This window comes from Collinsella sp. BA40 (assembly GCF_008014645.1).
GTDB lineage: Bacteria > Actinomycetota > Coriobacteriia > Coriobacteriales > Coriobacteriaceae > Collinsella.
Genome location: NZ_VOWY01000007.1, coordinates 202108 through 224640, shown reverse-complemented (window position 1 = coordinate 224640; position 22533 = coordinate 202108). Strand labels below are relative to the sequence as shown.

17 protein-coding genes are annotated in these 22533 nt (G+C 63.7%); 6 read left to right on the top strand and 11 right to left on the bottom strand.

Translation table 11 applies throughout. The features are described 5' to 3' along the window. Positions 1 to 5: 5 nt before the first annotated feature. The 11 genes from mraY to arcA form a co-directional block, all read right to left on the bottom strand. Positions 6 to 1037 (bottom strand): phospho-N-acetylmuramoyl-pentapeptide-transferase, encoded by a 1032-nt coding sequence (mraY, locus tag E4J93_RS03475; protein WP_147588084.1) that lies wholly within the window; start codon positions 1035 to 1037, stop codon positions 6 to 8. Continuing rightward, positions 1038 to 2474: a UDP-N-acetylmuramoyl-tripeptide--D-alanyl-D-alanine ligase gene (murF, locus tag E4J93_RS03470; protein ID WP_147588083.1), complete on the bottom strand. Its 1437-nt coding sequence runs from the start codon at positions 2472 to 2474 to the stop codon at positions 1038 to 1040. Between the two features lie 108 nt (positions 2475 to 2582). Then, a complete protein-coding gene (locus E4J93_RS03465) occupies positions 2583 to 4349 on the bottom strand; it encodes a penicillin-binding protein 2 (protein ID WP_255431896.1) in 1767 nt (588 codons plus the stop codon). Between the two features lie 36 nt (positions 4350 to 4385). After that, entirely contained in the window at positions 4386 to 4817 is a 432-nt protein-coding gene (locus E4J93_RS03460) for a hypothetical protein (RefSeq protein ID WP_147588082.1), read from the bottom strand. A gap of 103 nt (positions 4818 to 4920) precedes the next feature. Then, a complete protein-coding gene (gene rsmH / locus E4J93_RS03455) occupies positions 4921 to 5886 on the bottom strand; it encodes a 16S rRNA (cytosine(1402)-N(4))-methyltransferase RsmH (RefSeq protein ID WP_147588081.1) in 966 nt (321 codons plus the stop codon). A 14-nt stretch (positions 5887 to 5900) separates the two neighbouring features. Further along, positions 5901 to 6332, bottom strand: a complete 432-nt coding sequence (locus E4J93_RS03450) for a division/cell wall cluster transcriptional repressor MraZ (protein ID WP_187231593.1) — start codon at positions 6330 to 6332, stop codon at positions 5901 to 5903. 640 nt (positions 6333 to 6972) lie between these two features. Further along, positions 6973 to 7974, bottom strand: a complete 1002-nt coding sequence (locus E4J93_RS03445; RefSeq protein WP_147588080.1) for a tyrosine recombinase — start codon at positions 7972 to 7974, stop codon at positions 6973 to 6975. Positions 7975 to 8150: 176 nt separating this feature from the next. Next, complete coding sequence (locus tag E4J93_RS03440) at positions 8151 to 9632, bottom strand: DUF1846 domain-containing protein (RefSeq protein WP_147588079.1); 1482 nt, start codon at positions 9630 to 9632, stop codon at positions 8151 to 8153. 243 nt (positions 9633 to 9875) lie between these two features. Then, positions 9876 to 11465 (bottom strand): YfcC family protein, encoded by a 1590-nt coding sequence (locus tag E4J93_RS03435; protein WP_187231592.1) that lies wholly within the window; start codon positions 11463 to 11465, stop codon positions 9876 to 9878. 151 nt (positions 11466 to 11616) lie between these two features. After that, a complete protein-coding gene (gene argF / locus E4J93_RS03430; protein ID WP_147588077.1) occupies positions 11617 to 12612 on the bottom strand; it encodes an ornithine carbamoyltransferase in 996 nt (331 codons plus the stop codon). Positions 12613 to 12712: 100 nt separating this feature from the next. Further along, entirely contained in the window at positions 12713 to 13954 is a 1242-nt protein-coding gene (arcA, locus tag E4J93_RS03425) for an arginine deiminase (protein ID WP_147588076.1), read from the bottom strand. Between the two features lie 555 nt (positions 13955 to 14509). Here arcA and ppk1 point away from each other — a divergent pair. The 6 genes from ppk1 to E4J93_RS03395 all read left to right on the top strand — a co-directional run bounded on the left by ppk1 (position 14510) and on the right by E4J93_RS03395 (position 22493). After that, complete coding sequence (gene ppk1 / locus E4J93_RS03420) at positions 14510 to 17041, top strand: polyphosphate kinase 1 (RefSeq protein ID WP_255431895.1); 2532 nt, start codon at positions 14510 to 14512, stop codon at positions 17039 to 17041. Between the two features lie 117 nt (positions 17042 to 17158). Beyond that, positions 17159 to 18487, top strand: coding sequence for a 23S rRNA (uracil(1939)-C(5))-methyltransferase RlmD (rlmD, locus tag E4J93_RS03415; protein ID WP_147588075.1), 1329 nt, complete (start codon positions 17159 to 17161; stop codon positions 18485 to 18487). A gap of 106 nt (positions 18488 to 18593) precedes the next feature. Next, a complete protein-coding gene (locus E4J93_RS03410) occupies positions 18594 to 19139 on the top strand; it encodes a DJ-1 family glyoxalase III (protein ID WP_147588074.1) in 546 nt (181 codons plus the stop codon). Positions 19140 to 19249: 110 nt separating this feature from the next. After that, on the top strand, positions 19250 to 19804 hold the full coding sequence (locus E4J93_RS03405; RefSeq protein WP_147588073.1) for a nucleoside triphosphate pyrophosphatase: 555 nt from the start codon (positions 19250 to 19252) through the stop codon (positions 19802 to 19804). Between the two features lie 92 nt (positions 19805 to 19896). Next, positions 19897 to 20904, top strand: coding sequence for a P1 family peptidase (locus E4J93_RS03400; protein WP_147588072.1), 1008 nt, complete (start codon positions 19897 to 19899; stop codon positions 20902 to 20904). 80 nt (positions 20905 to 20984) lie between these two features. Beyond that, on the top strand, positions 20985 to 22493 hold the full coding sequence (locus E4J93_RS03395; protein ID WP_147588071.1) for a basic amino acid/polyamine antiporter: 1509 nt from the start codon (positions 20985 to 20987) through the stop codon (positions 22491 to 22493). Positions 22494 to 22533 lie beyond the last annotated feature (40 nt).

Below are 22533 nucleotides of genomic sequence, written 5' to 3'. Positions count from 1 at the left end.
ATCCCCTAGCCCAGCTGGAAGAAGCAGGCGAGGCCGAGCGCGCCGAAGGCCGCGGCGATGATCCAGAAGCGGATAACCACCTTGGTCTCGGCCCAGCCGAGCTTCTCGAAGTGATGGTGGATGGGCGCCATGAGGAAGACGCGCTTGCCGGTTGCCTTGAAGCTCACGACCTGGATCATGACCGAAAGGGCCTCGACGATAAACAGGGCGCCCACGATCAGTGAGATGACCTCGGTGTTCGTAAGGATCGCCACGGCTGCGAACCCGGCCCCAAGCGCCAAAGACCCGGTGTCGCCCATGAAGATGCTCGCGGGATACGCGTTGAACCAGAGGAAGCCGAGGCAGCCGCCGGCGCATGCCGCGCAGAAGGTGGCCAGGTTGGCATCACCGCTCAGGAAGCAGATCGCGGCCATCACGATCATGGCCATCATGACCGTGCCGCCCGCGAGGCCGTCCAGGCCGTCGGTAAGGTTGACGGCGTTCGACATTCCCGCAAGCAGCAGGAACACGAAGACGAGATAGAGCCAGGGAATGGAGACGGTCGCGCCCGCAACGGTGAGCGTGGTGGTGAGCACGCCCAGATCGATGGCGAAGCCGCCCGGGAAGCGAATGACGGGCTCGACGCCGCACAGGTTGACGGCGAGCAAGAAGAAGCAGACGACGATGAGCGACAGGCCCACCATCTTGGCCGTGGGCGTGAGGCCGAGCGAGCGCCCGTGCGCCACGGAGGTGATGTCGTCGAAGAGGCCGAGCGCGCCCGTGGCGAGCGCGGCGCCGCCGGCAAGCAGGACCTCGATGGTGAGGTGGCCGGTGAGGAGCGTCGAGACCACGATGGCAAGCAGGATGACCACGCCGCCCATGGTGGGCGTGCCCTGCTTGACGAGATGGCGCTGGGGACCGTCGGCGCGGACCTGCTGGCCGATGCCCTCGATCTTCAGGAGCTTGATCCAAAACGGCATGGCGACGAGCACGACGAGCGCGGCGATACCCAGGGCGACGAACGCCTGATAGGTAGGATAAGCGGGATTGGCGAACATTTAGCACACCTCTTCAACGAAGCGATCGAGACCAACGAAGCGCGAACCCTTCACCAGCACCAGATCGGTAGCGGACAACACGGTACGGTAGCGCGCGATGAGCTTGTCGCACGACGGGACCACGGCCACCGCATCCTCACCCAGGCCCATCATGCGCGCCGAGCGCGCCATCGCCTGGGCGTTCTCGCCGCCCACGAAGATGGCAAGGCCCGGCTTCTTCGCCGCGGCATAGGCTCCCACCAGCTCATGGAAGCGCTCCCCTTCTTCGCCCAGCTCGCCCATCTCGCCAAGAACGGCGATGCGCGTGCCGCTGCAGGGAAGCGTTGACAGCAGGTCCAGGCCGGCGGCCATGGATTCCGGGCTGGCGTTGTACGAGTCGTCGATTACGCGGGCGCCGCATGCGGCACGCCGAACCTCCTGGCGACGACCGGTGATCTGCAGGCTCTGGAACACCTCGTCGATGGTGAACTGGGGGATGCCGAGCTCGGATGCCACGGCCGCGGCGTACAGCGCGTTGCCCACCGACTGCTTTCCGGGGATCGCGAGCGTGGTTTTGAACTGAGATCCGTTGCGCACCATCATATTGAACGTGGGACGGCCGTCCTCGCCGACCTCGATGGACGTGGCCGAGACGTCGTCGTCGCCAGACAGGCCGCACAGGATGACGTCGATACCGGCCGGCTTGGCGAAATGCTCGATGATGAACGGCGTGAAGTCGTCTTCGCCCGAAAGCACGAGCGCGGAGTGGTGCCCCTCGAAATTCTCGCTCGATGGCGGCATGCCGCAGCAGACCTCGGCTTTCGCACGGGCGATGTTCTCGCGGCTCCCCAGCAGGCCGATATGCGACGTGCCGATCTTGGTGATGATCGAATACGTGGGCTGGGCGCAGCGCGACAGACGCTCGATCTGCCCGCGGGCGTCCATGCCCATCTCGAGCACCATGACCTCGGTGTTTCGCGGAGCGGCCAGGATGGTGAGCGGCATGCCGATCACGCTGTTGTAGTTGCCCTGGGTGGCGTGCACGCGATAGCGGGTGGATAGCAGGGCGCACAGAACGTCCTTGGTGGTGGTCTTACCGATGGAGCCGGTCACGGCGACCACGGTGCAGCGCATGCGGGCGCGGTAGCCCTGGGCCAGGCGGAGCAGGAACTCCGTGGGATCGTCGCAGGTAAAGACCGCGCACTCGTGCTCGTCGGCAAGGCGCAGCAGCTCGCGGGAGGGCTCGACCGTGAGCACCACGCACGCCGCGCCCGCCTGGATCGCCTGCGGCGCGAAGGCGTTGCCGTCCACGCGCTCGCCCGGGAACGCCACGAAGATGGAATCCTCCTCCACGCCGCGCGAATCGATCACCACCCCGCGGCAGATACGGTCGGCGTTGCCCGTCCAAGGCTTGGCCCCCGTCACGCTTTCGAGGTACTTCACAGCTATCTCAATCATGCGTCACCCTTCGTACGCTCATATCCTGGCGGTCAATTGTATCGCGCGATACCCCGGCTGTGGTGCAGGGTGTGTGAACGCTCCACGCCACGTGCGCTCGCATCCAACCTATGCATCGGGCTTGATGCCCAGGCTGCTGATGGCTGCCCGCATGATCTCCTTGAACGGAGGCATCGCGACGCTCGAGGTGTACGCCGTTCCATCGAGCGTGATATACACCATGGCGCGCGGGTTGTCGGGCGATGTGAAACCGAGGAAGGATGCCATGTTGTTGAGCTCCTCGTAGCCGCCCTCGCCCGCTCGCTCGGCGGTGCCGGTCTTGCCGGCGATGGTATAGCCATCGATCTGGCCCGCAGAACCGGTGCCCTCGGCCACGACCGTCTCCATCATCGAAACGACCTGGCGGGCCGCCTCTTCGCTGATGCAGCGCTTCTGCGAGGAGCTCCAATCAACCTCTTCGCCCTTTTTTGAAAGCAGGAAATGGGGCGTGGACATGATGCCGCCGTTCGCGATGCCGGTCATGGCACGCACCAGCTCGATGGGAGATACGGCGATACCCTGTCCGAAGGACATGGAGCCCAAGCTGGAGCCATCGTATTCGCTGCGCTTGCGGATGATTCCGGTCGACTCGCCCGGAAAATCCACGCCGCTCTTGGTACCCAGGCCGTACTTCTTCAGGTACTTCGCGAAGCTGTCGGCGCCGATCTCCTTGCCCACCAGCACCATGCCGGTATTGGACGAACGACGCATGATCTCGCGCGTGGTCATGGTCATCGTATAGTCGCGCTTGTCGACATCGTACACGCGGTCCGAACCCACCAGGACGCTGGCCGGGACGCTGAACTCGGTGTCGGGCGAGATCTTCTCCATGTCGATGGCCATGCCGCATACGAGCGCCTTGAAAACCGAACCGGGCTCGTAGGCGTCGGTGACGACGCGCAGGTTCATATCCTCTGCGCGCGCCGTGGAGAGGTCGGAGGGATCATAGGTGGGATAGGAGCACGCTGCAAGGATATCGCCGGTCGTGGGATCGACCACGATCGCCGATCCGTACTTCGCGCCGGAGTCCTCCACGGCTTTTGCCATGGCTTCCTCGGCGGCCTGCTGGATATCCGCATCGATGCTCAAAACGATGTCGCCGCCGTCGGTCGCAGGCGTCTTCTCGTAATCGCCGCCGGCGATGAACGAGCCGCCGGCGCCCGACTCGCGCTCCACGTAGCCATCGGAGCCGGTGAGGATGTCGTCGTAGTACCCCTCGAGTCCCGAGATGCCCTTATTATCAAAGCCCACGGCGCCCAGCACCTGGGCGGCGAGGGGGCCATACGGATAGACGCGTTTGACGGCGGGCTCGAACTCGATGCCCGCTATGTCCTTCTCGGCAAGACGATCGCAGTCCTCCCGGTCAACCAGCCGCTTGACATAGGCGAACGTGCCCTCGCCGGAGACCACCTCGGCTGCGAACTTCCTATCGATGCCCAATACGTCGACGAGAGCCCGGGCCGCCTTCTTACGCGATTCGATGCGCTGTGGATTCACGTATACGTTGGAGCACTCCGCGCTCGCAGCGAGCACGTTGCCGTTGCGGTCGTAGATGGTCCCGCGCTTCGCGAACAGCGTCGCGCCGATACGGCGGCGCATGTCGGCCTGCTCGAGATAGGCGTCCCTGTTTACGATCTGGTAGTCCACGAGCTTTCCCACGCCGAGCACCAGGGCCGCGCCGAACAGGCCTCCCAGCACCGCTCGACGCGAAAACGACTCGCCATCGACGCCGCTGCGAATGAAGTCCGTGGGCGCGATATCACGCTGCCCGCGCGGCCGACGATCCGTCGTCCCGCGCGGGCCATTCTCGTTTTCACGATGCATGCGATTATTCATAGATCAGTCAATTCCGTCGTTCCGTCACATCGAACCCTAGGACAGGTCGAGCGTAACGCCGCCTTCCGCCTCCACCATGCCGAGCGTATCGGCCGCAAGGTCGCGGATGCGCGCACGGGAGCCGTACACGGAGCGCTTGACCTCCAGATCGGAAGCCTCCTGATGCGCCTCGCTGATAGCCGTGGTCATCTCCGCGTTGGCGTTGAGCGCGACCGTGGTCATGCTGCCCAGGGCAACGCGCACGGCGCCCACGGCGAAGAGCACGAGCACCATGGCGACCGCGACCTTCGCCACGGTGGTGAACAGCGGGCTCACGCCCTGATTGGCCTCGCGGCCGGCACCCGTCAGGACATCGAGTCGGGGACGGGCCTCCTCGCGCGGGGCGGCGGGGGCATACGCGCCGTACGGCTCATATGCCTCGTCCTGCATATCATAGGCACGTGCTGCATTTGAGTTGTAATAGGCCATGATATGCAAGCCTCCGCTTTCGGTGTGCGCATCGCCATGGGCGGTGCTGCGATTCAGTAGAACGATTCATGCGCGCACGCTGGCGGAGGTACAGGCGCATCGGCTACAACCGCTGCGCCACGCGTATCTTCGCCGAACGGGCTCGGGGGTTGCGCGCCACCTCTTCCGGCGACGCGACAAGGGGTTTGCGGGTAAGCACCTTCAACGTCGGCACGTTGCCGCACACGCAGACCGGTATATCCGGCGGGCACGTGCAGCCCTGGCTCATCTCCTTGAAGATGTTCTTCACGATGCGATCCTCGAGCGAGTGATACGAGATAACGCAGATGCGCCCTCCCGGATTCGCCCAGCGAATCGCCGCCTCGAGTCCGCGCTCGAGCACCTCGAGCTCGTGGTTGACCTCGATGCGAATGGCCTGGAAGCTTCTCTTGGCGGGATGCCCGCCATGGCGGCGTGCGGCCGCGGGAATTCCAGCCTTGATCACCTCGACGAAATCGCCCGTCGTGGCGATCTCGCTCGTGGCACGGCGTCGAACGATCTCGCGCGCGATCTGCGTCGCGAACTTCTCTTCGCCGTAGACGCGGAGAATCCGGGCGAGGTCTGCTTCGGAATAGGTGTTGATGACCTCAGCTGCGTCTAGGGTGTTGTTTCCCGGATCCATGCGCATATCAAGCGGGGCGTCCTCGTTGTAGGAGAAGCCCCTTCCTGGGATATCAAGCTGCGGGCTCGAAACGCCCAGATCGAACAGGAATCCATCGACACCCGGCACCTCCGCCGAGCACAGCAGCGCATCCATATCGCCGAAATTGCCCTTGAGCAAGCGATGCGGTGTATCCGGGGCTTCGCGGTCGAGCCGCTCCCCCGCCGCGGCGAGCGCCATGTCATCCTGGTCGATGCCGAGCAGAAGGCCGTCCGCGCCCACGCAGGCCGCCATACGAACCGAATGGCCGGCGCCTCCCAGCGTGCAGTCGCATACGACCGAGCCGGGCGTGAGTGCGAGCGTGTCGAGCACTTCTTGGAGCATGACAGGTTCATGCCGAAATTCAGGTGTCAAAGATCCCGTCTCCATATGTGTTGCCGTCCTTACGAATAGAAGAGGTCTGCCAGGTCTTCATCGGACTCTTGCTGCGCCTGATCCCAGGTTGCGCGGTCCCAGATCTCCAGGTGGTCGAAGTTGCCCACCACGGTGACCTCGCGAGAGAGATGCTTCTTCTCGCGAAGCGCTTCGGAAAGACCGATACGGGAGGCGGAGTCGATATCCATCGGCGTCGCCATCGAATTGATCTTCCTCATGAGCGCCTGGTCCTCGCGCTTACGGGGGTCGAAACCGCCGCGCTTCTCGAAGAGGGCCATGACCCACTTCTCATACTCGTCGCTCGAGAACACATACAGGGCATCGACATCGGGTGCGGGCAACACGTACACGTGCGTCGAGAGCTCGTCGCGGACGGCAGCAGGCAGGGACAAACGACCTTTGGCATCGAGATTGCGCTCGTATGTTCCGGTCAAGATCACTGCTGCGCCCTCCCCTCGGTTGCTCGGATGCGCGATACGGGGAACCACCCCCTCTGTCGACGCTTTCCATCTTATGGGCTAGCGGTACTTTTCGCAACACTTTTTCCCACCCTCTCCCCCACCCTCCCACACCATGACACATGGGAGAGATGCGGAGACGGGATTCAGGGCGCAGAGTAAACACTACATGTTGTGTTAGATACGGTGATAAGCACCATCAACGCCACGGAACCAAGGGGAGGATAACCTTCAAGTTGAGCTTGAACCGATTTTTATTCAGTTGTGAGTCGACTGTGAAGCCGCAGGTAGATGAGGTGGAGATCCCCAACGCCCCATCGATAGCCGTACTATAGCGCTTCGCATGGACAAGGAATTGAACAGACCACTATACTTTGGGTCATTCCCGAAGGAAACGGCAAAATATGCAGCGCTACAGGCCTGGAACGCCGCCACGAGGGGCAGTGGCGCTCCCCAATCCCCACCCTCTCGATCGGCCCCGATACGGCCATCCGTCCCACCAGCCTCCCACCATGCGCACGGCGGGCCGCTGGCAAGCGGGCGCGAAGCCCTACCGGCCGCACCCGGCAACCGCGCGTCCCACCACCTCCCCACCGAGTCCCGCGCCGCATCGGCGTCGTCTTCACGCCCGGGGATGAGCGGCGAGATACTCCTCGGTGATATGGGTGCGGTCCACATGGGTGTAGACCTGCGTGGTCGAGATATCGGCATGCCCCAAGATCTCCTGGAGCACGCGCAGGTCCGCTCCGCCCGCAAGCATATGCGTGGCAAACGAATGCCGCAGCACGTGGGGATGCAGTCCCTCTATGCCAACGGCGCGGCCCGCGCGCTCGCACAGCGTAAACACGCTCTGCCGCGAAAGGCGCGTCCCGTTCTTATTCAAAAACATCGCATCGGTAGGAGCGCCCGTGCGAGCATGCGATGCCAACGCCGAACGGGCGCCGTCGACCACATATGACGCCAACGAGCGGTACGCCGCGCCCTCCAGGGGCACCAAGCGCTCTTTAGAGCCTTTGCCGAGCACGCGCACGAACTCCTCGTCCCAAAAGACATCGCCCGTATCGAGGCCGACGAGTTCGCCCACGCGCAGGCCGCATCCGTAGAGCACCTCCAACAGGGCGCGATCGCGATCACCCGTCGGGGTAGCCGTGAAGGGCTGCTCCAGCAGCCTGGTAACCTGTTCGATGGAAAGGCACTGCGGCAGGCGCTCCGCCTTGCGCGGGAGATGCAGGGCGGCGGTGGGCTGGGAGGATGCAAGGCCCTCGCGGTTCATAAAGCGATGGAATCCCTTGATGGCAGCGAGCGAGCGCTCGATCGACGCATCGGCATAGCGCGCGCGGCGCATCTCGGCGGCAAAGGCCTCGATCAACGATAGGTCGACATCGTCGGGGGCACACGCCCCTTGGAGCAGCGCATAGGAGAGATAGCGCCGAAGGTCGCGTCGATAGCCCTCCACCGTTCGCGGCGAGGCGTTGCGCTCGACCACCAGGTGCGAGAGGTATTCCTCCAGAGCGCCTTCGAGGGCGGTGGCGCCATCCAACGGCGCCCCGGGAATCAAGAAGCGCTTCGAATCGATCGATTCCCGAGCACCGGTTGGCCCGGACGCATGAGCGCGCTCCCCCATATGCACCTCCCGCATAGCTCGACGGCATGAATGCCCGCCTACACACCCCGTCACGCAAGGGCGCGGGAGCCGTCCCGTCCCTTCGCGCCGCGCACCATATACAGCGATGGAGGGGCGCCTCGCATCGAATCGCCCCTCCATCGCATCGTATCAGCCAGCCCGTCTAACGACGAAGCCTATTTATGATAGAACGTATGACGCTCGTACTTGGGCTCGCAGCACACGTTGATACCAAGCTTGCGGTACAGCTCCTCGTCTGTCTGCGAGATGATCACGCTAAAGAACGCATCGCATCCGTGAAGCGCCGAAAGCCCGCCGATCACGCGCTTCGCGACATCGCTCGTAGCCGAAGAGATGGACAGCGCGATCAACGTCTCATCGGAATGGAGGCGATGGTTCTTGCTGTCGAGGAACTCCGTCTTAAGACGGCAGATGGGGTCGATGGCACCATCGTCGATCACATCCTCCTCCACATCGACGCCCGTGACCGTCTTCAGGGCGTTCATCAGCAGCGAGCTCGCCGCACCGAGGCGCTCGGACGTCTTGCCCGTGATAACCGTGCCGTCGGGCAGGATCATGGCGCCCACCGGGCCGCCGGTCTCCTCTTCGCGCTCGAGCGCGGCTTCGCGCGTGGGCAGGTAGCCCTTGTCGATTCCCGCCTTCTGCATGATGGCCTTGAGGCGTCCGACCTGCTCCTCCCCCATTCCCGTGCGCTTCACGCGCGCCGCGGCATCGAAATAGCGTCGCACGATCTCGGCCAGCGAGGCCTCGCGGCAGGCCTCGTCATCGCAGATGGCGAAGCCGACCATGTTGACGCCCATATCCGTGGGGCTCTGGTACGGGCTCTCGCCCAAGATCTTTGTCATCAACGCCTTGACCACCGGAAACGCCTCGACATCGCGGTTGTAGTTCACCGCGGTCTTTCCATAGGCCTCGAGGTGGAACGAGTCGATGATGTTGGCGTCGTCCAGATCGACCGTAGCGGCCTCGTAGGCTATGTTCACCGGATGGTTGAGCGGCAGATTCCACACCGGGAAGGTTTCGAACTTGGCATAGCCCGCCTCGACGCCGCGGCTGTGCTCGTGATAGAGCTGGGACAGGCAGGTGGCGAGCTTGCCCGAACCAGGACCGGGCGCGGTAACGACCACGAGCGGACGGGTGGTCTCCACGAACTCGTTCTTACCGTAGCCATCTTCCGAAACGATGAGGTCGATGTCGTGGGGATAGCCCTCGATGGGGTAATTGAGCCTGCAGGTGATGCCCATCTCCTCCAGACGATGGCGGAAGACGGCGGCAGCGGGCTGACCCGCATACTGGGTGATCACGACGCCGGCGACCGCGAAGCGATTCGCACGGAAGATATCCGTAAGGCGAAGGACGTCCTCGTCATAGGTGATACCCAGATCGCCGCGAGCCTTGTTCTTCTCGATATGGTTCGCGTTGATGGCGATGATGATCTCGACGTCGTCGACAAGCTTCTGGAGCATACGGAATTTGGTATCGCTCTCAAAACCGGGTAGGACCCGCGACGCATGGTAGTCGTCGAACAGCTTGCCGCCAAACTCGAGATACAACTTGCCGCCAAGCTCGTCGATCCGGCGACGAATCTGCTCGGTTTGTAACTCGATGTATTTCTCGTTATCAAAACCTTGACGCATGTCCCCATGCTCCTTCCAGCAGCCACGTTCTAACCTTGCCATTATACCGAAGCCGTCCGAACGAACCACGCCGTGCACAATCTGCATCCAAATACTCTACGCGGCCGAGGGCAAACGTCGCCATAAACAAAAGCGCCCCCTCCCGTGCACGGAACGGGAGGGGGCCGAAAGGTAGGTCTCAGCCAGCTTTACCGCGTGTGAGCGAGGCAACCGGCTAGACGACTATGGGGTCGAGTGCACGGGTTACGGAACGATGACCACGCAGGCGATCGTAAGGATAACCATGCAGACCAAGGTGAGCACCACGATGAGCTTCATAGCGAACTTGAGCCAGGTGGTCCACTCGATCTTGGCGAGCGCGAGGCCGCCCATGATGGCGCCGGACGTCGGGGTGAACAGGTTCACGACACCGATGGCGGCGGAGAAGATCATGACCATGACCTCAGGCGAGAAGCCGAGCTCGGCAGCGAGCGGGCCCATGATGGGCATGGACACGGTGGCCATACCGGAGGTCGAGGGGATCAGGAAGGACAGGCCGAAGTACACCAGGTACGCCATGGGAGCGAAGATGATACCGGAGAGGCCGGCCAGGGCGTTCGCAGCCAAATCGAGGACGTAGACATCGAGGCCGGTGGACGCCATGAGGACGGAGATGCCGCGAGCAAGGGCGATGATGAGAACGACGGACATCATGTCGGCGGCGCCGGTGATGAAGGTGTTCACGATCTGCTTCTCGGACAGGCCGCCGATGATGCCGATCACGATAGCCATGATGAAGAACCACGTGGAGGCCTCATCGAAGTACCACTGGCCGATGGGCAGGCCGGTGATCATAGCGGACCAGCCGAGCTTGGTCTGGACCTCGGAGGTAGCGACGCCCTCGAGCTCGCCCTCGGCCACGGTCGTGGTCTCGTTGGCCTCGTCGTATGCAGCGACGAAGTCGTCGGTACCGACCTCGGTCTCGACGGTCTCCCACTGAGCGCCGGCGTCGAAGAAGTCGGCAACGCCCTGGTTGAGGTCACCCAGCGGAATGAAGCCGACGATCATGACGACGAAGGTGAAGGCGAAGGCAACCAGAACACCCTTCTGGCGACCGGTGAGCTTGACGTCCTTGGTGACCTCGGCGGCAGCTGCGCCGTGGGCCTCCTCGGCGTCCTTGAGCTCCTGCATGGAGAGGATGGTCGAGCCCTTATCGGCCTTGACCTTCTTGGCGTAGCTCATCACGAACGCGATGGAGATAGCGGTGGTCACGAGCCACAGGACGGCACCAAGACCGATGATGATGGTCTGGTTGACCTCGATGCCGACACCGCGAAGGGCGTCGACGGCGGCGCCGACGGCAAAGGGGTTGACCGTGGAGCCCAGGCAGCCGCAGCCGGCGCCCAGAAGAACGGTCGCGGCGCCGACCATGGGGTCGAAGCCTGCGGCCATCATCGTGGCAGCGAGCAGGGCGTAGAAGGGCACCGTCTCCTCGCACATACCATAGCTGGTACCGCCGAGGGAGAAGATGAACATAAGGACGGGGATGATCATCAGCTCGTTGCCCTTGAGCTTCTTGACCAGGACGGCGATGCCGTTGTCGAGGGCACCGGTCTCGGTCATCATGCCAAGGAAGCCACCGAGGATCATAACGAACAGGCATACGGGGAGGGCATCCGCGAAGCCGCGGACGGGCGCCATGAAGAAGTCATCCAAGCGGGCAGCGGTGACTTCGGGCGTGATGCCGGCAACAGCGACGGTGATGAGCGCTACGACTGCCAGCAGGATAAGAAGAATGGTGAACGATGAAGGCATACCACGCTTTTTCTTAGCGGTCTCAGTCAAGGTTCTCATCCCCCTTTCGTATCAAGGTGTTGTTCTGTTCCCCGCATCGATACCGTGCCGTGCTTCTTACGATGCGAGGGCTGCAGAGGACTGCCGATAATAAACGCCCCAAGGCGGGTGCCGCTCGGAAGCAGCACCCGCCCGGGGAGGCTCAAGCTACTTACTTGAGGGTGGCGTACATGATCGCCTTGATGGTGTGCATGCGGTTCTCGGCCTCATCGAAGACCTTGGACTGCTTGGACTCGAAGACAGCGTCCTCGACCTCCATCTCGGTGACACCGAACTTCTCGGCGATGTCCTTGCCGATGGTGGTGTTGGTGTCGTGGAAGGCCGGCAGGCAGTGCAGGAAGATGGCGGACGGATCGGCCATGGCCATGAGCTCGGTGGTGACGCGGTAGTCCTGGAGCTGGTTGATGCGCTCGGTCCAAACCTCGTCGGGCTCGCCCATGGAGACCCACACGTCGGTGTAGATGACGTGCGCGCCGGTGCAGGCGTCCTTGACGTCGGAGGTCAGCTTGATGGTGCAGCCGTTCTCCTCAGCGATGGGCTTGCAGGCCTCGATGACGTCGTCGGCGGGCATGCACTCCTGCGGACCGCAGGCCACGAAGTTCATGCCGAGCTTGGCGCAGACGACCATCAGGGAGCGAGCGACGTTGTTCTTGCAGTCGCCCATGAAGACGAGGGTCTTGCCCTTGATGTCGTAGTTGAAGTTCTCCTGGACGGTCAGGATGTCGGCGAGCATCTGGGTGGGGTGCCACAGGTCGGTCAGGCCGTTCCACACGGGCACGCCGGACTTGGCGGCGAGCTCCTCGACGTCCTCCTGATCGAAGCCACGGAACTCGATACCGTCATACATGCGGCCGAGAACGCGGGCAGTGTCCTCGATGGACTCCTTCTTGCCCATCTGGGACGAACCGGGATCGAGGTAGGTCACGCCCATGCCGAGGTCCATGGCGCCGACCTCGAAGGCGCAACGGGTGCGCGTAGAGGTCTTCTGGAACAGCAGGACGATGTTCTTGCCCTCGAGGTAGCGGTGCGGGGTACCCGTGCGCTTGAGGTCCTTGAAGTTCTTGGAGAGCTTGAGCATGTACTCGATCTCTTCGGTGGTGAAGTCGAGCAGGCGCAGGAAGCTGCGACCGGAGAGGTTAACGCCCATGTGCGTATCCTTTCTAATAAATGGGAGGCATGCCGCGGATGCGACATGCAGTAAGTATGACGGCGCATCACGACCGATGCGCCGTCAAATTCATAAGATCTTAGAGGTCCTCACGCCAGAAGGGCATGCTCATGCAGCGCGGGCCGCCACGACCACGGGAGAGCTCGGCGGAGGGAACGACCAGGAGATCCAGGCCCTCCTTGTAGAGCACGTCGTTGGTGACGGTGTTGCGGGCATAGACGCAGATCTTGCCGGGGGCGACGGCCAGCGTGTTGGAGCCGTCGTTCCACTGCTCGCGAGCAGCAGCGATCGGGTCGCCGCCACCGCAGGGGATCAGCTTGATCTGATCGACGCCGGTAGCATCCTCGAGGATGTGCTCGAGCGTGTCGACCATTTCCTTGATGTTGACCTCGCCGGGGTTCTTGCCCGGGGTGAGCTCGTACACCTTGAGGGTGCCCATGATCGCCGGGTGGATGGTGAACTTATCCACGTCGATCTGGGTGAAGACGGTGTCGAGGTGCATCATGGCGCGGTTGTTGGGGATGTCGAAGGCGAGGATGCGATCGACCTTAGAGTCGCTGTTCCAGAAGATGTTCTGGGCCATGACGTCGATAGCGGCAGCCTGGGTGCGCTGGGAGATGCCCACGGCCAGGGTGTGCTCGTTGATGTTGAGGACGTCGCCACCCTCGGTGTGGTAAGCGGCATCGCGACGGAAGTACAGGGACACGTCCTTGTAATCCGGGTGATACTTGAAGATGTACTTGCCGTACAGGGTCTCGCGGTTGCGGGTGACGGAGTACATACGGTTCAGGCAGACGCCGTTGCCGACGACCGCGAACGGGTCGCGGGTGAAGTACAGGTTGGGCATCGGGTCGATGATGAGATCGGACTCGGACTCGGTGTTGACCAGGGAGTCAAGCGTGGTGGAGCTCACGAGCGGCATCTCGATCTCGGCCTTGGTGAGACCGGCCATCGTCTTCTGGACGAACTCGAGGTTGTCCTTGATGGAATCGAGCTTCTCGCGGACGACCTTGGGCATCTCCCTGCCCTTGATGCCGGCCTCGGCGATGTACTGATCCAGGAACTCCTGGCGTGCATCGGGGTTCAGGTCGAAGACCTCGGCAACGAGCTTCTCGAGATAGAGAACCTCGACACCCTGATCGCGCAGGATCTGAGCAAAGGTGTCATGCTCCTCCTGAGCGACCTCGAGGAACGGAACGTCGTCGAACAGCAGACGCTCGAGCTCGAACGGCGGCAGATTCAGGAGCTCCTCACCGGGGCGATGCAGGCAAACCTTCTTCAGCTGGCCAATTTCGCTCGGTACGTGCAGACCTTTCGTCATGTGCCTCCTACCTTTCTTCCGAGGGTCCCGCGGTTTCGAGGACCCTTGATTCACGTGTGGACCCGGCTCGCCGGGCCTCCTTACGGACAACTATGGTTATATCCAATTTCGAGCGACTTGTCACCCAGAACCGTAAGCGGTATCAAAGTGGATGGGAACGGTATATTTCCGACGTATTACGAGTTGAGCACTCCCGCTTATTAAAGCGTTTTACGTGCGGAAATCATGAAGTTGCCGCTCATGATGTTAGAGATCCTTTACAGAACAGCCGTATAGATATGGATAGGTTTTGGCGTTCGTTGCATATATTTGCAATACGCGCACCCTCTTGAAACATCGATATATATATTCATTAGGTAGCTTATTTTATGCACCCATATGGCAAAATGCACCGTTTACGGGCCATGAGGTACCGTTCGGATGAAATATCGCGCCGCTTGCGATTCGTAAGGGATTGATAAAGCTTTCGATACCTCGACTCTTCAGCGGTTTTCTAGCAATTATATATAGTGTTGGATAATTCAGTCTCATTTCCAGCGCGAAGGAGCATGCCGCATGTCACCAAAAAACGGAAAGAAGTCTAACAAGGTGATGAAATCGTCGTCGGCCTGCGATCGCCACGATTATTCCTATACGCAAAATCGCGAGCTCTCCTGGCTGAAGTTCGACAACCGCGTCCTCGACGAGGCCTTCGACCCCGCGGTCCCGCTCTTCGAACGCCTGAAGTTCGTCTCGATCTTCTGCAGCAACCTCGACGAGTTCTTCATGGTCCGCGTAGGCGGCCTATCCGACCTCGCCACGCTCAAGCGCCAGCCCGTCGACAACAAGAGCAACCTCACGCCGGCCGAGCAGATCGCGCGCATCTCGTCGACGCTGCCGCCGCTGCTCCAGCGCGCCGGCACGGCGTTCAACGACCTCGAGGCCCAGCTGTCCGAACACGGCGTCACCCGGCTTGACGCCTCCACGCTGTCGGGCGAGGACCGCACCTTCGTAGAGGGCTATTTCCACGCCTATGTATCCCCTATCATCTCCCCGCTCGTCATAGATCCGCGCCACCCGTTCCCCAACCTGCGCAACGAGGCGCTCTACCTCGTGTGCTCGCTCGAGGGCGCGAACGAATCCGGGCTGGTGGGCCTCATCGAGGTTCCCGCTTCCCTGCCGCGCGTGGTGAGCCTGCCCTCCGTGGACGGCTCATACCGCTACATCCTGCTCGAAGATATGATCCTCGCGTGCATGAACACCTGCTTCGGCATGTACGAGCCGCAGGACCGCGCCGTCATCCGCGTCATCCGCAACGCCGACATCGACCCCGACGGCGAGGGCGTCGAGGAGGACGAGGACTACCGCCAGCATATGAAGCGCATCCTCAAGAAGCGCCTTCGCCTCCAGCCGGTCTGCCTCACGGTCCGCGGCGAGCTGGCGCGCCCCACGCTCAAGCTCATCCGCACGGCGCTCGAGCTTCCGTCGTACGCGGTCTACCCGCTCGACTTCCCCCTCGACCCCGGGTTCGTATTCGGCATCGAGGGCCACATTCCCGAGTCCGAGCGCGCCGACCTGCTCTTCAAGCCCTTCACGCCCCAGCCCGATCCGGCCATCGACCCCGATCGCGCCCTGCGCGACCAGGTCCTCGAGGGCGACAAGCTGCTGTTCTACCCCTATGAATCCATGAACCCCCTGCTCGACCTCGTGCACCAGGCCGCCAACGACGAGGAGTGCATCTCGATCCGCATCACCCTCTACCGCGTAGCCAAGCAGTCGCGCCTGTGCGAGTCGCTCATCTCCGCCGCCGAGAACGGCAAGGAGGTCACGGTGCTCATGGAGCTTCGCGCGCGGTTCGACGAAGCCAACAACATCGCCTGGGCCGAGCGCCTCGAGGAGGCCGGCTGCACCGTCATCTACGGATCCGAGGGCTTTAAATGCCACTCCAAGATCTGCCAGATCACCTACCGCACCGGGATGGCCATCGAGCGCATCACGCTGCTGGGAACCGGCAACTTCAACGAGAAGACGGCGCGCCTGTATTCGGACTTCATGCTCATGACCGCGCATCCCGGCATCGGCGAGGACGCCAACGCGTTCTTCCAGAACCTCGCCCTGGGCAACCTCAACGGCGACTACCGTTTCCTGGGCGTGGCGCCCGCCGGGCTCAAGCCCCTCATCATGACGGGACTCAACCGCGAGATCGAGCGCGCCCGCGCCGGCGAACCGGCCCGCGTGTTCTTCAAGCTCAACTCCCTCACCGATCGCGAGGTCATCGACAAGATCTCGGAGGCGAGCCAGGCGGGCGTGCGCGTCGAGATGATCATCCGCGGCATCTCGTGCCTGCTGCCCGGTATCGAGGGCAAGACCGAGAACGTCCATATCCGCTCCATCGTGGGTCGCTTCCTCGAACATGCGCGCGTCTACGCGTTCGGCGAGCACGCCGACACCATCTACCTGTCGTCGGCCGACATGATGACGCGCAACACCGAGCATCGCGTCGAGATCGCCTACCCGCTGCTGGACGAGCGCGTCCGCGCCGCCGTGCGCGGCTACATGGCCGCCCAGCTCGCAGACAACGTCAAGGCGCGCGAGCTCACCCCCGACGGCGCCTGGGCGCACATCTCGGCCGCCCAGGGGGAAGAGCCGTTCAACTCCCAGGAGTACCTGCTCGCCGAGGCCTACCGCGACGCCGCGGCCGTTGCCCATAAACCCGCCGGCCCGCGCGCCGCGCACACCGGCGCCGACGCCGTGTTCAACGCGGCCGCCGCGACGGCCGTCGCCCCGCAGCCCGCGGCGAAGCCCGCCGCCTCCCCCGTCCCTTCCGCCGCAACCCCGGCAGCCGCAGCGGCACCTTCCGCCACGGCCCCCGCGCCCGCTCCGTCGCCGGCATCCGCACCCGTTCCGGCACCATCAGACGAAGCCGCTCCAGACGCCCAACCGGTCGTGCCCCGCATCATCGAGCGCGAGCCCGCGCACGACCCGAAGGCGCGCCGCGGCGATGCCCCCGGAACCGTGCTGGCGCTTCCGCGCCAGGGACGCGTCAAAACCGCCCTCGCGCTGTTCTCCCTCGGCATCAAGACGCTCATCGCCCCCAAGAAGCGCTAGCCCCGCTTGCGTTCTCTTTACGAGCATCGATACCTCCGCAACGCCCGCCCGCACATGGGGGCGGGCGTTGCGCTATGCTGCTGTAATCGAACCATCAACCTATGAAAAGGACGCCCCATGCAGCTCACCATCACGGCCATGACCTACGGACCCGACGGCCTCGCCCGCAAGGAAGACGGCAAGGCGGTCTTCGTCTCCGGGGGCATAACCGGCGATGTTGTCGAGGCCCGTATCGTTGAGGAGGGGGCTTCGTTCGCGCGGGCGATCTGCGACGAGGTGCTTGAGCCCTCGCCCTCCCGCACGGAACCCGCCTGCCCGTATGCCGGCGTCTGCGGCGGCTGCCCTTGGGCCGCCATGAGGCGCGACGCGCAGCTCGCCGCCAAAGAAGACAACCTTCGCTCCACGCTCTCGCGCATCGGCCGCTTCACCCCCGAAGAGGTCGACGAGCTCGTGAAGCCCATTCGCCACGCCAAGGATGCATGGGGCTACCGCAATAAGATCGAGCTCGCGCCCGTGCACCGCAACGGCAAGTTCTTCCTCGGCATGCACGGTCGCAATCCCGACGACGTGATTCGGGTGGACGCGTGCCCCCTGTTCGACAAGAAGTTCCCCAAAGCCCTCAAGGGTGTCGCGGGCGCCCTCGGCTATCTTGGCAACTCGCGCGACCTCGAACTCGAGCGCGTCGGCATCCGCGCATCGCGCCGCACGAAGGCGCTCGAAATCGCGCTCTGGACGCCCACGGGCGGCTTCCCGCGCGGTCAGGTATCGCGCGTTCTGGCCGATTCGCTCAACCCCACCAGCGTGGTACGCGTGATGTCCAAGGGAGACCGCCGCGCGCGCAAGATCGCCGGCGTCGAATCCCTGCTGGGCGAGGGCTCGTGGACGGAGCGGATCGGCCGCGAGGAGATGCGCCTGTCCGCGCCGTCGTTCTTCCAGGTGAACACCGCCGCCGCCGAAATCCTCCTCGAGCTCGTCCTCGAAGCCCTGCAGCCGCAGGAGCACGAGGTGGCCATCGACCTGTACTGCGGAGCCGGCACCTTCACCCTGCCGCTCGCCCGCCGCTGCGAATACGTCGCCGCCGTCGAGGCCTACGGTCCCGCCGTACGCGACCTGCGCCGCAACCTCGAGATCGCGCACCTCGACAACGTCGACGTGATCGGCGGCGACGCCGTCCGCGAATTCCCGGACGAGGACGCCGACGTGCTCGTGGTCGATCCGCCGCGCGCGGGCCTCGCCGCCGAGGCGATCGACCTCATCGCCTCCACCTCCGCACGCGATGTGGCCTACGTTTCCTGCGACCCCGCCACCCTCGCGCGCGACCTGCGCCGCTTTGCAGACGAAGGCACCTTCGTCCCCGTAAGCGCCACGCCGGTCGACCTGTTCCCGCAGACATATCATTGCGAGACCGTCGTCCACCTTACGCGCTCCGCTTCGCACCGCGCTTAAGCCCGCGCCGCGCGAACAGAAAAAATCATCGAGAAACGCCCGCGGCACCCAGGAGTTTTGGGTATAACGCAGCTGATTCTCAAGAGCCCCGTACGAAAGGAGCGCCATGTCCGCCGTCGCCATCCTTGCCGCCGATGGATTTGAAACCATCGAATGCCTCACCATCCTGGATATCCTGCGCCGAGGAGGCGTGCGCGCCACCCTCGTCTCCATCATGGATACGCGCGACGTGGTGAGCGCCCAGCAGGTAAGCGTCACCTGCGACGAGGTCTTCGACGACGTGGACTTCTCCGAGTACGACTACGTGGTGCTGCCCGGCGGCATGCCCGGCACGACCCATCTGCGACGCGATGAGCGCGTCTGCGAGCTGGTGCGCGAGTTCGCCGCCGGCAAGCATGTCGCCGCCATCTGCGCCGCCCCGTCCATCCTGGCCGAACTCGGCCTGCTCGAGGGCCATCGCGCCACGTGCTTCCCCGGATTCGACGTCGATTTCCCCGCAGGCTCCTTCGCTGGCGAGAAGATGGTCGTCCGCGACGGCAACATCATCACCGCAAGCGCCATGGGGCAGGCACTTCCCTTCGCGCTCGCGGTGCTCGAGGATATCGCCGGCGACGTCGCCGTCCAGAAGGTCCGCGAGGGTATCCAGCTCTAATCCGCTCGCCCGCTCGCCCCGCTCGGTCGCATGCCGAACGGGGCGTTTTGCCCTCTATGCAATGAAGACAGCGCGGTGCGGTGGCGCAGCGCGCAGGTAAGGAGACGCCCATGATCTTGGCATCCCAATCGCCCCGCCGCATCGAGCTCATGAGCGAGGCCGGGCTGGATGCGCGCATCATCCCCGCCGATATCGACGAGTCCGCGCGCGCCGGCGAGGGCCCGTTCGAGCTCGTCGAGCGCCTGGCGAAAGCAAAGGCCGCAGCCGTGGCGCGAACGCATGCCAAACCCGGCGAAATCGTGATCGCCGCCGATACCATCGTGGCCCTTGATGGCGAGCTGCTGGGCAAACCCGCCGACGCCGATGACGCCCGCCGCATGCTGCGCGCCCTGTCCGGAGCGACGCACCAGGTGGCGACGGGCGTCGCCCTGCTGCGCGACGACACGGCCGCCTCGTTCGTCGATGTGACCGACGTCACCTTCTACGACCTTTCCGACGACGCGATCGACGCGTACATCGCCAGCGGTGAGCCCATGGACAAGGCGGGCGCCTACGGTATCCAGGGTGCGGGCGGACGCATGTTGGTTCGAAAGATCGACGGCGATTTCTACAACGTGGTGGGGTTGCCCATCGCCCGCGTCGCCCGAGCCCTGCAGGAGCTCTAGCAACCGAATACGGTGACATCCCGCACCTAAACACCCTCGGCCCGTCCGCCTTCATCGTGCAGTGACGGGCATCCCCACGCAAGGAGAGCGCCATGGCCCTTACCCCTATTTCCATTACGAGTATCCCGGGCTTCTCGTTCGGCCACTACACCGATCTGGATGCCGCCACGGGCTGCACCGCGATCGTAGCCCGCGAGGGCGCGACGGGCGGCGTCGACGTACGCGGCGCCGCACCCGCGAGCCGCGAGACCGATCTCCTGCGCCCCGAGAATACGGTCGAGCAGGTGCATGCCGTGATCTTGTCCGGCGGATCCGCATACGGCCTGGAAGCGGCGAGCGGCGCCGCACGCGAACTGGAAGAGCACGGCATCGGCCTCGATGTGGGCGTCGGCCGCGTGCCCATCGTATGCTCCAGCTGCCTGTTCGACCTTGGCCTTGGACGCTCCGACGTCCGTCCGTCCAGCGCATCCGGCATCCTCGCCGTACGCGACGCGCTCTCCCGCAGCGCGTCCGACCCCCTCGCCGAAGGGTCCGTGGGCGCGGGCACGGGCGCCACGGTAGGCAAGCTCGCCGGCCCCGAACGCTCCATGAAAGCGGGCCTCGGAGCCCGTGCGTTCCAGCTTGGCGAGCTCCAGATGGGCGCCGTAAGCGCTGTGAACGCCGTGGGCAACGTCGTGGACCCCGCCACGCTCGCGCCGATCGCGGGCATGCGCGCCGCAAGCGACAGCATGGAGGTCCTCGATATGGAGGAGGCCATGATCTCCATGGCCTCGCAGATGACGATGCCGCTCGACCGCACGAACACCACCATCTCGTGCATCGTCACCAACGCCACGCTCAGCAAGGCGCAGGCAACCAAGATAGCCCAGATGGCGGCTGACGCGTATGCGCACACCATTCGCCCCACCCACACCTCCAACGACGGCGACACCATCTACGTGCTCGCGAGCGGTGCGCTCGATGCAGCGGCAAGCGCCGCATACCCCATCGACCTGATGGGGCTCGTCGCCACGCGCGCACTCGAAGCCGCCATCTGCGCGGGCTGCACGACCGCAGAGGGGCTTTTCGGCCTTCCCTCGTATCAAGACACCGTTGCATAGCGCTATCCTTATTGCTGCATAAACGTCCCGACGCCCCATAGCTCGCCGGGCCATCCGCTGCAACCAAAGGAACGCACGACATGTCTCACGTCCCCGACCACCCCGATACCGTCCCGGAAACCCCGCGCAAGAAGGGCATCAACCTCCTTGGGCTCATCGCCCTCGTTATCAGCTCGTCGATCGGTTCGGGCGTCTTCGCCCTCTCCACCGACATCTCGGCTGCAGCGGCGCCCGGACCGGCCATCATCGCATGGCTCATCACGGGCGTCGGCTTCATGGGGCTTGCCACCACCCTCGGACGCCTCTCCATCGTCGCCCCCGACCTCGATGGCGTCGTGGCCTACGCGCGCGCCGGCTTTGGGCGCTTCATCGGCTTCGTATCGGGCTGGGGCTACTGGCTGTCCATCTGGATCGGCAACGTCGCGTTCGGCGTCATGTTAGTCAGCGCCATCGGCTACTTCTATCCTCCGTTCGCCGGACAGCTCGGCATACCGGGCATCGCGCTCATCTCCGTGGTCAACTGGCTTATGGTCTTGCTGGTCAACCGCGGCGTCGAGAAGGCCAGCGTGCTCAACGCCATCGTCATGGTGTGCAAGCTCGTGCCCATCTTCGCGTTCATCGCGGCGATGCTGTTCGTCTTCAGCTTCGACGTGTTCACGGCAGATTTTTGGGGGAACCTCGCCAACAACCTGTATGGCGAGTCGGTTGCGACCATCGACGGCACCGCGATCAGGGCACCCGGACCGCTTTCCACCCAGATCGTCAACTGCTTCATGGTCATGATGTGGACCTTCGTGGGCATGGAGGGCGCGAGCGTCCTGGGGCACCGCGCCGAACGCAAATCCGATGTCAGCCGTGCCACCATACTCGGCTGCACCGCGCTCGTCATCATCTACGTTGCCGCCTCCATCCTTCCCTACGGCTATCTCACCCGTGAAGAGCTCATGACCATCGGGGCGCCATCGATGCCCTATATCTTCGAGAGCGTGGTTGGGCCGTGGGGCGGCGCCTTCATCTCGGGCGGCCTCATCATCTCGATCCTGGGCGCATGGCTCAGCTTCACCATCCTGTCCGCCGAAGCCATGTGCGGCATGGCGCAGATGAAGCTCCTCCCCGGGTTCTTCTCGCACCTCAACACGTACAGCGCGCCGACCGCCTGTCTGTTTACCACGGGAGCCATGATCCAGATACTCTCGATCATCATGTTGTTCTCGCAGGAGGCGTATCAGTTCGCGTACTCGCTCTGCACGGCCTCGATCGCCATCAGCTGGACGCTCGCCGCCGCCTACATGGTCAAGCTGGGCTGGACGAAAGCGAGCCGGGAACGGCGCGGTATCACCGTTCCCGACCTTCTCGTAGCCCTTTTCACCTGCATCTTCCTCGTGGTGGCCGTAGTGGTGGCCGGAGTCGAGCTCCTCATGCTCTGCTGCATCGCCTATGTCCCGGGCATAGCGTTCTACGTCATGTCCAGCCGCGAGCAGAAGGAGCGCGCATTCAGCAAGCCCGAACTGCTTGCAGCCGTGGGCATACTCGCCGTAGCGATCGTGATGCTCGTCGGCATCTTAGGGCATTTCACATCGCTGCCCTAGGCACGCCAAACTGCCGTCGCGAGCTGAACGGGCGCGGCAG